Source organism: Aeromonas sp. ASNIH5 (assembly GCF_002902865.1).
Taxonomy (GTDB): Bacteria; Pseudomonadota; Gammaproteobacteria; order Enterobacterales; family Aeromonadaceae; genus Aeromonas; species Aeromonas caviae.
On sequence record NZ_CP026122.1, the window covers coordinates 2,231,011 to 2,247,761 of the forward strand.

Below are 16,751 nucleotides of genomic sequence, written 5' to 3' on the forward strand. Positions count from 1 at the left end.
CGACGCATCCGACCAAGAGAGAAGAACAGATGATGAAGTGGAAAATAGTGGCGCTGCTGGCCAGCCTGCTGGTGCTGCCTGCCATGGCTGCAGATTACAAGACCATCGACTGGGATATCCTCATCCCGGAGGGGGAAAAACTGCTGCCACCGCCCCAGGTCAGCCATGATGGCGACTTCTCCTCGGTGCCGCAGCCGGTGGGGGGCGTCAACAAGAAGCTGGACAATCAGGAGGTGCGGATCCCCGGGTTCGTGGTGCCCCTGGAAGGGGATGCCAAGACCATCACCGCCTTCCTGCTGGTCCCCTACTTCGGCGCCTGCATTCACGTGCCGCCCCCGCCCACCAACCAGGTGATCTACGTGAGCTACCCCAAGGGGGCGCCGGTGGATGACCTCTGGGACGCCATCTGGGTCAAGGGCAAGATGCACACCGTCAGCTCCAGCCACGAGATGGCCACCGCCTCCTACTCCATGGACGCGGTCGAGGTCAGCGTCTACGAAGAGTGAGCCCCTGATGGCCTCCCCCGGGAGGCCATTTTTTTGGTTCTTCGCGGGATCTTGGGGAAGTGGAAGTTGACAGACAGGGTGCTGGTAAACTGGCTGTCTCCAAACACACCACCACCATCACCCTGCTGTCGCCGTGCATCATATTGATATTGCCTCCTTCTGGCCAGGTTATACCGTCATCGCCCAAGCGCTTTCTGCCAACCATCACACCCTGTTTACCCTTGAGCCTCGCGCCGACCTGTTGCCCCGTTGTCGCCGATGCCTGCAACCCACGCCATTGATCCACGACCAACGTATCCGCCGGGTGCGTGAGCGAGACCTATTTGACCGACAAGTCTGGTTACAACTGCCTGTTCGCCGCGTCGACTGTCTGCGCTGTGGTCGCGTCAGTGAACATATCGACTGGCTCCCCTCTGGCTCCCGCCTCACCCGGCGCATGCAGTGCTGGATTGAAGCGCTCGTTCAGTACCTCCCCATCCGCCATGTCAGCCAGCTCACCGGGGTCGGTTGGCACACCATCAAGGAGATCGACAAGCGCCGTTTGCAGACCAGTGTGGGCACCATCGAACTTGGGGAGGTGCGGCGGCTGGTGATGGATGAGTTTGCCCTGCACAAGGGACACCGCTATGCCACCGTGATCATGGATGCCGAGCGAACCCGCGTCCTGTGGGTGGGGCACGGCAACAGCCGGGCCGCTATCCGTCCCTTCTTCGAGCAGCTCGGCGAGCGATGCCAGCAGATTGAAGCGGTGGCGATGGACATGAACACGGCGTTCGACCTGGAGGTGAAGCAACACTGCCCGCAGGCGGAGGTGGTCTACGACCTGTTCCACGTGGTGGCTCGCTATGGCCGAGAGGTGGTGGACCGGGTGCGAGTGGAGCAGGCGAATGCACTGAAAAGCGATAAACCGGCGCGAAAAGTGGTCAAAAGTGCGCGTTGGTTGCTGCTACGTAATCGGGCGAAGTTGAGTGAAAAACAGGATGTGAAGTTGCAGGAGCTGTTGGCGGCGAATCAACCGCTGGCGATGGTGTACGTGCTGAAAGAGGGGTTGAAGGGCATCTGGTATGCGCCGAGCGTGTGGGAAGGATGGCGACGATGGCGGAGCTGGATGCGGCAGGTGAAGGAAAGCGGGCTAGCGCCGCTGCAACGATTTGGTCGAAATTTATCGAAATATATGCGGGGGATCCTGGCGAGTGCAAACTACCCGATGCACACGAGTGTGCTGGAAGGGGTGAACAACAAGATCAAAGTGATAAAGCGTATGGCATATGGATTTAGGGACTCAGAATACTTTTTTCTGAAAATCAAGGCGGCCTTCCCCGGAAAGCCGCGATGAACCATTTTTTTATCCCGTGACAACCCCGGCAAAGGGATTGTTCATGGATCTGGTTGGAGTAACATTCACTACCAGACCTTGCCATCACGGAGCCAGCATGGCTGACCTGCCCCCCAAGAAAGAGAGTTCCATCCTGAGCAGCCAGGAGCAGACCCTGCGCCTGGCCCGCAGCCGCGGCATCGATGGCATGCTCACCCGCAACAGCGACAGCACCTTCGAGCAGCGCGCCACCTTTCGCCAGCTGGCGGAGCAGGCCACCCGCCAGCGCAATCTGGAATCCATCATGGTGATGGCCGCGCGCCACTGCGAAGAGACTGCCGCCGGCGGCGAGATAGACAGCGACTGGCTCACCCGCTTCCTGCAACTGGCCGAAGACATCAGCATGACCCCCATGCAGCAGTTGTGGGGCCGCATCTTCGCCCTGGAAGTCGCCACCCCGGGCCGCTTCTCCATCCGTGCCCTCAACACCCTCAAGGAGATGACCCAGCGCGAAGCCCAGCTGTTCCAGCGCATCTGCGCCCTCTCCTGCCACTACGAGGGCAGCGACGAGCAGCGTCTGCTGCTGGGCATGCACAAGGGGGCCAGCCTGCTCAGTCGCGCCAAGGTCACCCGGATGGGGCTCGGCAAATACCGGGTGCCCTACAGCGCCCTGCTGCTGCTGTGCGATCTCGGGCTGCTGCACCGTGGCGAGCTCGAATCCGGTCCCCTGCCCGCCGACGGGGTCGAGCTGGCCTTTGGCAACCAGCGCTGGCGTCTGCGCCAACGCCAGAGCAACCTCACCCTGCTCTATTACCGGCTCACCCCCATCGGCAACGAGCTTGCCCTGCTGCTGGACGAGCCCCCCCTGGAGGAGTACCTGCAGGATCTGAAGACCCTGCTCTCCACCCATCTGCAGATAGAGACCCAGATACCGGCCCCGGTCAGCGAGCCGGATCTGCCCGCCTGAGGCTGGCGGAGGCCCCGGCCCCGCCTTGCCAAATTGCGAAACCCGCCCCGCCATTGCCAAAACGGCTCCCAAAAAGCGAATCCTGACGGCAGGGGCGGACGCGAGCCCGGGCCATGTTCCCCCATCTACGGGCTTTGAGCACAAAAGAGACATATAGAACGCAATTTAAGCGTTTTTGGGCACTCTGGTGTACGAATTGCAACCAGACTCTCTTTCCCCTGTCAGGCAGGAAGTACCATGAGAGTCAATCAACCCGTTACCCAGCGTGAGCGCCTCTACCCGTCGCACCAGAACCTGATTTCCACCACGGACCTGGAGAGCCGCATCACCTATGCCAACGACGAGTTCTGCCAGATAGCCGGCTTCACCCTGGAGGAGCTGCAAGGGGCACCCCACAACCTGGTCCGCCACCCCGACATGCCGCCCCAGGCGTTTGCCGACATGTGGCGCCATCTGCGGGAAGGCAAAAGCTGGATGGGCCCGGTCAAGAATCGCTGCAAGAACGGGGATCACTACTGGGTCAACGCCTTCGTCACCCCCATTCAGGACGCAAGCGGCAAGGTGGTGGAGTACCAGTCGGTGCGCACGGCGCCGGACGACGCGATCAAGCAGAGTGCGGAGCGGGTCTATGACGAGATGCGCCGCGGCAAGACCCCCCGGGCCCTGCGCCTGCCCCCCTGCTGCCACACCCTGGGGATCCACCTCTGCCTGATGGCGTTGCTGGCCAGTCTGGTCACCCTCGGCTATCAGCACGGCCCGGGCTGGCCTCTGCTCATCGGCGCCCTGCCCCTGGTGGTTGCGCTCATCATCTGCCAGACCCTCTCCCGGCGCCTCGCCCGGCTGGAGACCCTGGCCCTCCACCGTTTCGACAACCCCTTGATGCAACTGCTGTATACCGGCCGGGTCGATCGTCTGGCTGCCGTCGAGCTCGCCATGAAGATGAACCAGGCCGAGTTCAATGCGGTGCTGGCCCGCACCCAGCAGACCTGCCAGCAGATCGTGCAGGCGGCGCAGACGGATCTGAACAATGCCGAGTCCATCACCGGCAACCTGCAGCAACAGCAGGCCCAGACCAACCAGGTCGCGACCGCCATCACCGAGATGACGGCGTCCATTCGCGAAGTCTCCCACAGCTCGAGCGCCTCCTCGGACAGTCTGGACAACACCGCCGTGCTGTTTCGGGAGGGCAATCGCAGCGTGCTCGATACCGTGGCGGCGGTGGAAGGGGTTCACGGCGAGCTGCTCACCTCCCGCGCCGTGATAGAGGCGCTGGCCAGCCAGTGCCGCGCCATCGACGGCATCCTGGACGTCATCAACAACATCGCCAACCAGACCAACCTGCTGGCCCTCAATGCGGCCATCGAGGCGGCCCGGGCGGGCGAGTCCGGTCGCGGCTTCTCGGTGGTGGCGGACGAAATCCGCACCCTGGCCATCAAGACCCAATCCTCCACCGGCGAGATCCAGCAGATGATAAGCCTCTTGCAGGCCAGCGCCGACGATGCCCAGCAGGCCATGGCGCAAGGGGAACAGCTCTCCGCCAGTTGCCGCCTCAAGGCCGCCGCCACTGGCGATATCCTGCAACAGATAAGCGAACGCCTGTTGCAGGTGACCGCAGGCAGCAACCAGATAGCCCAGGCGGTGCAGGAGCAGTCCCTGGTCACCCAGGACATCCACCACAGCGTACTGGACATCAAGCGTCTGGCCGACGACTCCAGCCAGGGCAGCCGCCACGCCGTGCAGGGCATCATTGCCCTCGTGAAGCAGCTCGGGGATCTGGAGCGGCTGGTACGCCAGTTCCAGCAGCATCCCGCCACCCGGCCAACCAGCACCGCCCTGACCAGCGGCCAACCTCTGCTGGCCCGCTAAGCCTTCACGGAGCAAACCAGACCCAAAGACCGTGCGCTAACAATAAAAACGGGCCCCTGCCGTCACCGGCAGCGGGCCCCTCTTTTGGGTGGTGCATGGGCGTCTGAGCGGGTTTCAAATTCGAGTCCTCGACTGAACCCGCGGGTCTTTCGCCCCCTCCCAACCACCTGCTCGCCCTTGCCAGGCCACCCCTCTCGGCTGCACCGCATGGCCCTCGGCAGGGCAATGGCCTTGCTCACTCCCCCATTCATACACCGTGAATGTTGGGCGTTGAGCGTTGAGCGGGAAGCGGGAAGCGGGAAGCGGGAAGCGGGAAGCGGGAAAGCGTCGGCCTTGAGATCCCTCTTATCCAACCTGCCGCAGGCCCCAGCAGCCCCCCCCCCCAATTTATTGATCTTGCCCGAGAAATCGCCCGCTCCCCCTTCCCTAACCAGCTCCGTTCGGTAACATGGCAATCGGGATCACCTCTTGTCGGAGTCAGCCATGAACCAGACCGGAGCCACAGGAAAAGCGCAGCAGGCTGGAGGCTGAAATTCAGGGGCGGTAGCGTGTTTTTTGCCGGTTGGTGCAGAGCGCAGCGGCGCCCAACAGACGAGCATGGTCACATGAACCAGAGTGGGATAAAGATGGATGGGGTCAAACGGTAACTAAAAATAGGTGATGCAACCAAAGTCAGACTGGACTTCCAGCCACGTTGTATTGCTCATGGTGAGGTTGATGTCCCTCTCGGTTTTGGCGTTGAAATTCTATTTTCTGCTGCACACATGATCGATATTGAACGACCACCTCAAGAGTATATTGATTGGCAATGAGGTCAAAAGCCAGAGGGAACCTGGTCACGAAACGGATACACAATCGATGCGTAAAAAGAAATTGTCATCGCTCTGTGTTTCCTGTCCCATTGACCGAATTGGTTATTTTTGTTGCCGCAGAGTTTAGCGGTTATATGTTATCAGCCCCTTGGTGGGCATTACTATTCACAAGGATGTGTCATGAAAAAATCCTCTATTGGTACTGTGCTTTTACTTAGTTCAAGTGCGCTAGCCAACCCATATAAAAGTGAATTTGTTGATGTGGCATTTCAAATACAAGAAGGAAAAAATACATTTCAACTGGTCTGTCAACCCAAGCTCACCATGGGGGAGCTGCCCAAAAACTGGGTTGATACGTGCAATCAGATTGGCAAGAAGTTTTTGGAGTTGGCTGTCGAAAGCGGAATAAAGGTCGACCCCATTGACAACGCGTTTGGTTTGGCTGGTGAACTTGCTCAAAAAATGTCGAGTGACTTGCCAGAGAATGTTGTCCCCACACAAATTATTAGCCGTGAATTTGGTGGTTAATTGCTGATAACAAGGCGCGAGTACCAATAAAAGCCGGGCTGGGGCGATTTTCACTACGCTTCCTCAGCCCTTTTTTTCCATTCAAGAGGAATGAAGGTTTCAACACTGATTAACGTACTGCCTCTATCATGACTATCAGGAAACAAGATGCAAGTCCGCACAATATTTTTACTCTTGCTCATGTTGACCTGCTCGATAAGCGCAACAGAGATCATGACTCGCACAGCGAGCAGGGATGATGGTTCGCCTATATCCTATTATCTTGTCCAACATGCCCATGACACAGATACACTGCTGTTGATCCTGCAAGGCTCTGATTGCAATAGTGTGTTGAAAATAGAGTCCATACTCACCGAGTATAAAAATGTCTGGCCAGAAGCTGATGTGTTGCTAATCGAAAAGTACGGCATCAATCGCAAATTAAAATACAGTAAAGATGCCGAACGCAAGGATTGCCCTGCTCAGTACCTTGAAAAGGACAATCCTGCGCAGCGGGTCGCGGATATCAACACTGTGCTCGATATCGTTCGAAAAGACGGGCAATACAAAAAGCTCATCCTATTGGGCGGCAGTGAAGGTGCCGTTATCGCCAACCTGGCGAGCGCAGATATTGACTCTATCGATGCCACCATCGCCTTTAATGGCGGTGGCCGCTGGTTTATCGATGACGTCTCACACAGCATCGAGGTACAGCATAAAAACCCCGCAGCGGCGAGAAAAGAGGTCGATGACTTTAAAGGGTTTACCGAGCATGTTCTTCACAGCAAACCCTTCGAGCTTGATGTGAGCGGACATGGCTATCATTGGTGGCAGCAGATGCTCTCCATCGATCAGCTTGATACCCTTAAAAAAGTAAAGTCTCCTTTACTGATCATTCAGGGAGGGAGAGACACTTCGGTATCACCGCAAAAAACAGATGAAATGATGCAGCGCCTTGAAGAACTTGGGAAAAGCAATATCGAATATCGGCGTTACGAAGCACTGGATCATGGATTGAAAGACAGCGACGGGAAAAGCCAGCGCAAAGAGGTCATCAGCGATATAAATATGTGGTTAAGGTCGAAGCTAAGCAATCCAGCCAATAAATCCAGCGGCAACTGATTGAAGCGGGGCTGAGCAGGCTGAAGACTGAAATTCAGGGGCTTTGCAGGCTGGCGCAGCGCGTAGCTAAACCCAACAGACGAGCATTATCACGTCAACCAGATCGGGATAAACGTGGATTGGGTAGATCGGTAAAACAAATTTGCAGATACGTTTCGCAGTAAACGTTGGGTTTCACTTCGTTCAGCACCCACCTACGATTTTTAGCCCAAACATACAAAGTTTTTTAACTTTTGAGACAATTATGCTCCTATATAAATATCTGCCACCTGAAAGAATTGATGTCTTAAAAAATAGAAGTATTAGATTCTCTCAACCTATAGCTTTTAATGATCCTTTCGAGTTTAAGCCGGTAATAGAATCAACATTGTCTATTGATGAGGTTCAAGATGAGATAGATAAAAACTTTGATAAACTGATTCAATCAAAAATCGATGAGCTTCCGCTTGAGTTGAGAACCATGCTAATTGGGCATGATTTAAAAAAATGGGTTCGCGATCAGATTAATAACAACCAAGGTTGGATAAAATCGCAATCAAGTGTAGCAGCGAAAAATGTATCAAGCACACTAACTAACTTTTCCAATCAGCTTGTTGGTGTTTTGAGCTTAACCGAAAAAAGGGAAAATCTTTTGATGTGGTCTCATTATGCTGATTCACACAAGGGCTTCTGCATTGGTTTTGATTCCTCACATCATTTTTTTAACAGGAAACGCTCTGAAAAAGATGAGTTTTATCATTTGAGAAAGGTTGATTATATTAAAAAACGTCCATCCAAGGCTTTAAGACAAACAAATAGCACAGATCTTTTTCTTTTGAAGTCTGATGTTTGGGAGTATGAGCAAGAATGGAGGATATGTTCTGTACTTAAAGATGCAGACCAAGTTCTGGATGGTCACCCCCCAAAAGTTCATCTTTTTAAATATCCACAAGAATCGGTCATGGAAATATTAATCGGTGCTAATGCAACACAATGCTTTACAGATGAACTACTAAAAATAGTTAAGTCTGATGCGAAATTTTCACACGTGAAAATAATGAAATGCAAAGAATCCGAAACTGAATACGCATTAAATATAGTAAAACTATAACCAAAAATTGGTGTGGGGTTGTTTCACAACCCCACAAGTAAAAGCTAGAGTTTTAGCAACGTAGGACCTTTTATGGATCGCGAACTCGATGAAAAGAATCCCAAAATGGCCGTTGAATTCTCGAATTCGAATCGTGAAAAAATGATTAGGCTGTTTCCTTCTTCTCTGTCTAAAAAAGAAGAAGGCTTATATGTTAGAATCTCAAAAAGTAAAGCGAATTTTTTAAACAAGTTATCTTCCTTGTTCTCAGAAATGAATGAGATTTATGCTTATGTAGATAAATTCACACCTTGCAAAAAAGGTTGCTCTCATTGCTGCAATATTCCAGTGTCAGTTTCAGAGCTAGAAGTGGAGTACATTGAGAAAACCTTAAAGATCAAGAGAAAAGCATTCTCTGCATATGACATAACACAAAATAAACCTTGCCCCTTCCTAAAGGACAACGGTTGCAGCATATACAATGTTCGACCATTTGTTTGTAGAAGGCATGTTGTGTTAACAAAAACATCCTATTGGTGCGAACTTGAGCGTTGCAACCAAGAAACAATGCCACTATTAAATTTCACTGAAACCCAGAAGAGCTTTGAATATTTAATTTATGAATCGGGGAAAAATAGATTGTTTGATATACGAGAAATATTCTAACTATCACGATCTAAAAAAATATTGCTGTAAGACCGCAGTGCTGCCCAGAGCATGAGGAACTCTTGTGACACCCACAAATTTGAGTGAGCCTTGGTATGACTGGCTGTGGCTGCCGTGATCAAAACCGCACTGAGGGCTTTGGGGCGGGGATGAGAAAATCTCGTGACTTTGGCTTGAAATGTATTTTTTCAACCAACTTCATCCTTGGCATCAAAGTCGATATTGAGGAATATCAAGGTGGTCTAAAAAGAACAAAGAACTCCGAATGAAGATTGCCGACTTGAGTGAACGATCAATAGTCATGGCAGACTCCTCGACCAGCAGCCCATCAAGCAAAACAACACACCACGCTACAGTCCCAAGAATGGATGTCCCAGATTTACCCTCCATGATAAAGGAATAGTATGAGATTAAAAAAATACGTTAGAAGATATACGGAACTTCCATTTCTCATTGACTATTTAATGACTAAGGAGCTGGTATTACTGAATCCAAAATTATGGGATGACAGAAATGACTCATATTATATTGAGCAGTATGCCACAAGAAAGTTATTGCAAGGGTTCGCTGCATTATGTCTAACTGAAGCACCCGAAACATACCACCACTGGAAAGTATTTTCTTCTGGGTCAAGTGGTGTGTGCATTGAATTTTCAAAAGAGAAATTGGAGGGGTATGTATCTAAATGTAAACAGCTAAGAGCTGAATCAGTAGAGTATTGTACTATTCAGCAATTGCGAGATGATCCATTAGACGAGGATGAACTTCCCTTTATCAAACGCTACGCTTTTCAAGATGAAAAGGAATTCAGGATATTTTGGGGCTCTAAAAAAACATCAGCAAAAACATATAGACTAAATGTTCCGTTGATTGCAATAAACAGAATAATTTTGAGTCCTTGGCTTCCGATTGAAGTCGTAGAACATGTTAAAGCAACACTAAAATCAATGCCTGGCTGCAAATCATTAAAAATTTATAAGTCAAGCTTAGTGGAAAACGACCAATGGAAGAGTTTCGCAATGAAAAAAGACATAACAAGTAAAGCGAGCGTGACTGGATAGTATGACACCCACCTTTTTATGTGCTTAAGCAAAGAACCGCTGACGACAAGGGAAATAGCCGGCAAGCAATAAACAAGGGGGCCAAGGCCCCCTCTGCTATGAATGATCGGCGGATAAAATGGGCATCAATCGATTAACCCCCGCTGCCGCAGTGCAGTCAGCAACTCATCCACCAGCGCTTCCACCGGCTTGCCGGCGTTCAGCAGGTGTATTTCCGGGTTTTCCGGGGCCTCATAGGCGGAGTCGATGCCGGTAAAGTTGCGAATTTCCCCGGCCCTCGCCTTCTTGTAGAGCCCCTTGGGGTCACGCTCTTCACAAACGGCGAGGGGCGCATCCACAAATACCTCGACAAACTCCCCTTCACCCACGAGATTGCGCACCAGATCCCGCTCGGCACGGAACGGCGAGATAAAGGCGGTGAGGACGATCAGGCCCGCATCCACCATCAGTTTTGCCACTTCGCCGACCCGGCGGATATTCTCCTGGCGGGCGGCGTCATCGAAGCCGAGATCGCCGCACAGGCCGTGGCGCACATTGTCCCCATCCAGCAGATAGGTGTGCTTGCCCGAGGCGGCCAGCGCCTGCTCCAGCGCCCCCGCCAGGGTGGACTTGCCCGCCCCGGAGAGCCCGGTGAACCAGATCACCAGGGGCTTTTGCCCCTTCTGCTCGGCCCGGCTCTGTTTGTCGACGGCATGGGCATGCCACACGATATTGCTCATCCAACACTCCTTGATTGGCGCTCACGCCTCAAAACTAAAACTGTCCGGCACCACAGGGAGCCGCCTCGGACTATCAGTCGACAACGTGCTGATGCCATGGCATTGCTCATCCAACACTCCTTGATCGGCGCTCACGCCTCAATACTGAAAACTGTCCGCTACCGTGGGGAGCCGCCTCGCACCATGAGGCGGCAAGGTGCTGATGCCCTGATATTGCGCATGCAACCCCCCCTGATTGGCGCTCACGCCTGGATACCAGTGCCCTGGCACTCCCCTGTATCATAAGCAGCCTTGATAAAAGCCGCGTTAACATAAGCAGCCCTTAACACATCCCTCGGTATCAGACCTTAAAACGGAAACAGCAGGGGCACCATGACGATCACCCCGATGCTGTAGGCCAGGGAGACCGGCAGGGCCAGCTTGAGATAATCCGGCATCTTGTAGTTGCCCGCCGCATAGACCATCAGGTTGGTCTGATAGCCGTAGGGCAGGATAAAGCTGGAGCTCGCCCCGAACAGCACCGCCAGAATGAACGGCATGGTGGAGACGTCCATGCTGAGCGCCAGCTGGAATCCCATGGGAAAGGCCAGGGCCGCCGCCGCGTTGTTGCTCATCAGCTCCGTCAACACCAGGGTAAACAGATAGATCCCCACGAAGGCGATAAAGGGACTGGCCCCGTTGAACTCCCCCATCAGCCAGTCGGCGATGAGCTTGGCCAGGCCGCTCTTCTCCAGCTGATCGGCGATGGCGAGCGCCCCGCCTACCACCAGCCAGATATCCAGGGGAAAGCGGCGGCGGATCTCGTCCAGGGTCAGGATGCGTGAAAACAGCAGTACCACCAGCATCACCAGCAGCCCCTTGAAGAGCGGCACCAGATCGAGCACCGACAGGGTCAGCACCCCGAGGAACCCCGCCACCACGGCGGCGCTGCGTGTGGCATCGAGCCGGGTGGAGGCCTCCAGCCCGCTCACCACCACGAACTCCCGGGAGAGGGACTTGTTGCCAGCAAACTTGGGGCCGGGGGCCAGCAGCAGGGTATCCCCTGCGTGCAGTTCAATCTGACCCAGGCCGCCGGTGAGCTGGGTCTCGCCCCGGCGCACCGCCAGCACCACCGCATCGAAATGGGTGCGAAACTCCGCATCCTTGATGGTCTGCCCCACCAGCCGCGAGCTGTGGCTGACGATCACCTCCACCAGGTGCTGGCCGTTGAGGCGATGCTGGCCGTAGAGATCCAGCCCCTTGAGCTCCTGCAGCACGCCGACGCTCTCCACGTCACCGCAAAACAGCAGCATGTCTCCCTCGTGCAGCTCGTGTTCCGGCTGCACCGGGCAGATCACCTGGTTGCCCCGGATGATCTCGGCAAGATAGAGGCTTTTCAGGCTGCGCAGGCCGTTCTCCTTGACGCTGCGCCCGGCCATGGGCGAGCCGGGGCCCACCTTGGCCTCGAGAAAATAGCCGGATTCCCGGCTCATCTCGGTGTCCTGCTCCGGCAGGTGGCGGGCAAACAGCAGCACGGCGATGAGGCCGGTCAGCAGGGTCCCCGCCCCCACCATGAAGAAGTCGAACATGCCGAGCGGCTTGGCCCCCATCTTGATGAGGAAGCTGTTGACGATAAGGTTGGTGGAGGTGCCGATCAGGGTCAGCACACCGCCAAAGGTCGCCGCGAAGCACATGGGCAACAGCAGCCGGGAGGGCGCATGGTTGGGGTTGCGCTTGACCGCCCCCAGCATGGACGCCACCACGGCGGTGTTGTTGACGAACGCCGACAGGAAGGCGGTGGAAAACCACACCTTCACCAGCACCTTGTTGAAGGAGCCGGTGCCCACCAGGTTGGCAAACCAGCTCATGACCCGGGTCTTCTCCACCGCGAGCGACACCAGCAGCAGCAACACCAGGGTCAGCAGGGCACTGTTGGTGTAGCCCGCCACCACGGCGTTGATGTCCGCCAGGCCGCTCAGGTAGGTGATGAGCACGGCGCCCGAGAAGAGCAGCGCCGGCCGGAGTTTGCCCTGGATCAGCAGGGCGACGAGGGCAGCCAGCAGACCCAGCACCAGGGATTGTTGCCAGGTCATGGGCTTACTCCTTGCCGGAATCGTTGCTGATGGTCAGCGCCTGCCAGTGGGGGAAGTGCTTGCGCACCAGGGCGTTGAGCTCGATCTCGAACTCGCTGTATTGCCCTGCCATCACCTTGGCCGCCAGCCCTTCCACTATCATGCCGGCCCCCACGGTGACGTTGGTCAGCCGGTCGATGAGGATGAAGCTGCCGGTGTCGCGGATCTCCTTGTAGGGGTCGAACGCCACCGGGTCGGTGAGGCTGAATTCGCACAGGCCGATCTCGTTGAGCTTGAGCTCGGAGGCGGGCAGCTCGTCGAGCTTGTTGATCTCGATACGGTGGCGGATGGCCTCCACCTGGCCACGGCTCTTCTTGGTGGCCAGCTTGACGTCATAGACCCGGCCCGGTTGCAGGGACTCTTCCCCCATCCAGACGATGTGAGCCAGCACGCTCTGGGTCACCTGGGGCTTTTTCGCCGCGTCCACCAGCAGGTCGCCCCGGCTGATGTCGATTTCGTCCGCAAAGGTGACCGTGATGGCCTGACCCGGCAGGGCGTACTCCAGATCCCCGTCGAAGGTGACGATGCGGGTCACCGTGCTCTCTTTGCCGGACGGCAGCACGGCAAGCTTGTCGCCCACCCGCAGGATGCCGGAGGCGAGCGTGCCCGCGAAGCCGCGAAAATCGAGGTTGGGGCGGTTCACGTACTGCACTGGCAGGCGCACCGGGTGACGCTCCAGCTCGCGCTCCACTTCGGCGGACTCCAGCAAGGAGAGCAGGGTCTCGCCCTGATACCAGGCCAGCTTGTCGCTCGGGTTCACCACGTTGTCACCGTCCAGGGCCGAGACCGGCACGATGTGGATGGTGTCGACGCTGAGCTTCTTGGCGAATTCGCGGTACTCCAAGCTGATGCGCTCGAACACCTCCTGGCTGAACTCCACCAGGTCCATCTTGTTCACTGCCACCACGAACTGCTTGATGCCGAGCAGGCTCGCAATAAAGCTGTGGCGGCGGGTCTGATCCAGCACCCCCTTACGGGCGTCGATCAGGATGATGGCCAGATCGCAGGTGGAGGCGCCGGTGGCCATGTTGCGGGTGTACTGCTCATGGCCCGGGGTGTCCGAGATGATGAATTTGCGCTTGGCGGTGGAGAAATAGCGGTAGGCCACGTCGATGGTGATGCCCTGCTCGCGCTCCGCCTGCAGGCCGTCCACCAGCAGGGCCAGGTCCAGCTTCTCGCCGGTGGTGCCGAGCTTCTGGCTGTCGGACTCCAGCGCTTTGAGCTGATCTTCATAGATCTGCTGGGAGTCGTGCAGCAGGCGGCCGATGAGGGTGCTCTTGCCGTCGTCCACGCTGCCGCAGGTGAGAAAACGCAGCAGGCTCTTGTGCTGCTGGGCGTGCAGGTAGGCTTCAATGCCCTGTTCGCTGATGGCGGTCTGAATGTGGTTGTTCATGTTGCGATTCCTTAGAACATTTTTTAGAAATAGCCCTGACGCTTCTTCTGCTCCATGGAGCCGGCCTGATCGTGGTCGATGAGCCGCCCTTGCCGCTCGCTCGAGGTGGTGATCAGCATCTCTTCGATGATCTCCGGCAGGGTGGTGGCATTGGATTCGATGGCCCCGGTCAGCGGGTAGCAGCCGAGGGTACGGAAGCGCACCAGCTCCTGCTTCACTTCGTCTTCCGGGCCGATGGGCATGCGATCGTCATCCACCATGATCTTGATGCCGCCGCGATCCACCACGGGGCGCATGGCCGCGAAGTAGAGCGGGACTATGTCGATGTTCTCGAGATAGATGTATTGCCAGATGTCCAGCTCGGTCCAGTTGGAGAGCGGGAAGACACGGATGCTCTCCCCCTTGTTGACCTGGCTGTTGTAGACGCGCCACAGCTCCGGGCGCTGGTTCTTCGGATCCCAGCGGTGGGACTTGTCACGGAAGGAGTAGACGCGCTCCTTGGCGCGGGATTTCTCCTCGTCGCGACGGGCACCACCGAAGGCGGCGTCGAAGCCGTATTTGTTGAGCGCCTGCTTGAGCCCCTCGGTCTTCATGATGTCGGTGTGCTTGCTGCTGCCGTGCACGAAGGGGTTGATGTCCATGGCCAGACCGTCCGGGTTCTTGTGGACGATGAGATCCAGCCCGAACTTTTTGGCGGTCTCGTCCCGGAACTTGATCATCTCCTTGAACTTCCAGTTGGTGTCCACGTGGAGCATGGGAAAGGGGATCTTGCCCGGGTAGAAGGCCTTGCGGGCCAGGTGCAGCATGACGGAGGAGTCCTTGCCGATGGAGTACATCATCACCGGGTTTTCAAATTCGGCGGCCACCTCGCGGATGATATGGATGCTCTCGGCTTCCAGCTGTTGCAAGTGGGTAAGTCTTTCACGGTCCATGTCTGGGTCCTCGGTTCATTGCTATCGCACCTGCTCGGGGCGCGGTGTTGGTTCAGTTCGGTGCCGCCTTGGCCGCACCGTCAAATCGATTCGGGTCTCGCCCTTCAGGCCAGGCTCACCAGCTTGAGCTCGTGGCCGCTTTCTGCCTCCTGCCCCTGTTCGCCAAACCAGGCGAGTTGCTGGCGCAGGGCCACCACTTCACCGATGACGATAAGGGAGGGGCTCACCGCCTGCTGGGCCAGTTCGGCCAGATCCGCCAAGGTGCCGGTCAGCACCCGCTGGCGGGCGGTGGTGCCCCGCTCGATGATGGCGATGGGGGTGGCGGCGCGTCGGCCATGGCTTACCAGTTGCTGCTGGATATGCTCGGAGCGCATCAGCCCCATGTAGATGACCAGGGTCTGGTTGGTGGCCGCAAGCTGCTGCCAGTCGGGCTCCTTGCCCTCCTTCTGGCAGTGACCGGTGATGAAGACGGCGCTCTGGGCATGGTCGCGGTGGGTGAGCGGAATGCCCGCATAGGCGGTGGCACCGGCGGCGGCGGTGATGCCGGGCACCACGGAGAAGGGAATACCCTCCTCGGCCAGCACTTCCAGCTCCTCGCCACCACGACCGAACATGAAGGGATCGCCCCCTTTGAGGCGCACCACCCGGTTACCCGCTTTGGCGTATTCCACCAAGAGGCGATTGGTCTCTTCCTGGGGCACGCTGTGAGCACCCGCCTTCTTGCCGACCGACACCAGGGTGGCGTCGCGGCGCACCAGGTCCAGGATCTCGGGGGAGACCAGCTGGTCATAGAGCACCACTTCGGCCTGCTGGATCTGTTGCAGCGCCTTGAGGGTCAAGAGGCCAGGATCTCCCGGGCCCGCCCCCACCAGCACCACTTCGCCCACTTCGGTACGGGCTTTGTCCAGTCCCTCGTTCAGCCACTGCTCGGCCCCTTGCCAATCGGCTTTCTCAATCAGACCGGCCAGGGTGTTGGAGGCAAAGGCGCGCTCCCAGAAGCGGCGGCGATCGGAGAGGGAGGCCAGCACCTGCTTGGCACGGCGGCGCACCCGGCCGGAGAGCTCCGCCAGACCACCAAGATGGCGGGGCAGCAGGCTCTCGAGCCGCTCGCGCAACAGACGCACCAGCACGGGGGCCTTGCCGCCGCTGGAGACGGCCACCACGATGGGGCTGCGATCGATGATGGAGGGGAAGATAAAGCTGGAGCGCTCGGGGTCATCCACCAGGTTGACTAACAGACCGCGCTCGGTGGCGCTCTGGTAGACCAGGGCGTTGACCTCGAGATCGTCGGTCGCGGCCACCACCAGGATCTGCCCTGCCAGGTGGGCCGGGTCGAAACGCGCCACCACATGGGTGAAGCGACCGGCAAATTCATGGAACTCGGGCTCGAGCGCGGGAGAGACCAGGGTGATCCGGGCACCTGCCGCCAGCAGCAGGCGCGCCTTGCGCAGGGCAATCTCGCCCCCGCCCACCAGCAGTACCGGGCGGCCTTCCAACCTGGCAAACATAGGTAAATAATCCATCAGGGCCCGCTCCTCGGCATCGCGACATCTGGGGCGACTATAGGCAGGAGCGCTTATCCCTCAAAATAATAAAAAATGCTCTTTAATGCGTTTTGGTAATTAGTAAAGCCGTGTGGCGGCAATAGAGAAGCGAATCTGCTTGTGGTGGATGGCACCAGACCCTAGGCTAGTGAAAGTGTTTC

Annotated in this window: 14 protein-coding genes; 9 read left to right on the forward strand and 5 right to left on the reverse strand. The window is 56.6% G+C overall.

The window, feature by feature from the left end:
* The first annotated feature begins 29 nt into the window (after nucleotides 1–29).
* The 9 genes from C2U30_RS10270 (at nucleotide 30) to C2U30_RS10310 (ending at nucleotide 9,891) form a co-directional block, all read left to right on the forward strand.
* Nucleotides 30–506, forward strand: a complete 477-nt coding sequence (locus tag C2U30_RS10270; protein WP_010675589.1) for a DUF3299 domain-containing protein — start codon at nucleotides 30–32, stop codon at nucleotides 504–506.
* Between the two features lie 133 nt (nucleotides 507–639).
* Complete coding sequence (locus C2U30_RS10275) at nucleotides 640–1,842, forward strand: ISL3-like element ISAeme19 family transposase (protein ID WP_076611394.1); 1,203 nt, start codon at nucleotides 640–642, stop codon at nucleotides 1,840–1,842.
* Nucleotides 1,843–1,939: 97 nt separating this feature from the next.
* The gene (locus tag C2U30_RS10280) at nucleotides 1,940–2,788 is read left to right on the forward strand and encodes a TIGR03899 family protein (protein WP_041213881.1); all 849 of its coding nucleotides are present in this window, start codon (nucleotides 1,940–1,942) and stop codon (nucleotides 2,786–2,788) included.
* 237 nt (nucleotides 2,789–3,025) lie between these two features.
* Entirely contained in the window at nucleotides 3,026–4,654 is a 1,629-nt protein-coding gene (locus C2U30_RS10285; protein ID WP_103243691.1) for a methyl-accepting chemotaxis protein, read from the forward strand.
* Nucleotides 4,655–5,646: 992 nt separating this feature from the next.
* Nucleotides 5,647–5,994: a hypothetical protein gene (locus C2U30_RS10290; protein ID WP_103243692.1), complete on the forward strand. Its 348-nt coding sequence runs from the start codon at nucleotides 5,647–5,649 to the stop codon at nucleotides 5,992–5,994.
* A gap of 147 nt (nucleotides 5,995–6,141) precedes the next feature.
* Entirely contained in the window at nucleotides 6,142–7,095 is a 954-nt protein-coding gene (locus tag C2U30_RS10295; RefSeq protein ID WP_199767359.1) for an alpha/beta hydrolase family protein, read from the forward strand.
* 244 nt (nucleotides 7,096–7,339) lie between these two features.
* Complete coding sequence (locus C2U30_RS10300) at nucleotides 7,340–8,185, forward strand: DUF2971 domain-containing protein (protein WP_199767360.1); 846 nt, start codon at nucleotides 7,340–7,342, stop codon at nucleotides 8,183–8,185.
* A gap of 72 nt (nucleotides 8,186–8,257) precedes the next feature.
* Nucleotides 8,258–8,830, forward strand: a complete 573-nt coding sequence (locus tag C2U30_RS10305; RefSeq protein ID WP_103243693.1) for a YkgJ family cysteine cluster protein — start codon at nucleotides 8,258–8,260, stop codon at nucleotides 8,828–8,830.
* A 464-nt stretch (nucleotides 8,831–9,294) separates the two neighbouring features.
* Nucleotides 9,295–9,891, forward strand: coding sequence for a DUF2971 domain-containing protein (locus C2U30_RS10310; RefSeq protein WP_199767361.1), 597 nt, complete (start codon nucleotides 9,295–9,297; stop codon nucleotides 9,889–9,891).
* A 125-nt stretch (nucleotides 9,892–10,016) separates the two neighbouring features.
* Here the strand turns inward: C2U30_RS10310 and cysC are convergent, their stop codons facing one another.
* The 5 genes from cysC to cysG all read right to left on the reverse strand — a co-directional run bounded on the left by cysC (nucleotide 10,017) and on the right by cysG (nucleotide 16,569).
* Nucleotides 10,017–10,610, reverse strand: coding sequence for an adenylyl-sulfate kinase (gene cysC / locus C2U30_RS10315; RefSeq protein ID WP_103243694.1), 594 nt, complete (start codon nucleotides 10,608–10,610; stop codon nucleotides 10,017–10,019).
* 347 nt (nucleotides 10,611–10,957) lie between these two features.
* Entirely contained in the window at nucleotides 10,958–12,682 is a 1,725-nt protein-coding gene (locus C2U30_RS10320) for an SLC13 family permease (protein WP_042007068.1), read from the reverse strand.
* Nucleotides 12,683–12,686: 4 nt separating this feature from the next.
* Complete coding sequence (gene cysN / locus C2U30_RS10325) at nucleotides 12,687–14,114, reverse strand: sulfate adenylyltransferase subunit CysN (protein WP_103243695.1); 1,428 nt, start codon at nucleotides 14,112–14,114, stop codon at nucleotides 12,687–12,689.
* 23 nt (nucleotides 14,115–14,137) lie between these two features.
* The gene (cysD, locus tag C2U30_RS10330; protein ID WP_045521955.1) at nucleotides 14,138–15,046 is read right to left on the reverse strand and encodes a sulfate adenylyltransferase subunit CysD; all 909 of its coding nucleotides are present in this window, start codon (nucleotides 15,044–15,046) and stop codon (nucleotides 14,138–14,140) included.
* A 104-nt stretch (nucleotides 15,047–15,150) separates the two neighbouring features.
* Nucleotides 15,151–16,569 carry a siroheme synthase CysG gene (gene cysG / locus C2U30_RS10335; protein WP_103243696.1) on the reverse strand — a complete coding sequence of 473 codons (1,419 nt, stop codon included), beginning with the start codon at nucleotides 16,567–16,569 and terminating at the stop codon, nucleotides 15,151–15,153.
* Between the last annotated feature and the right edge of the window lie 182 nt (nucleotides 16,570–16,751).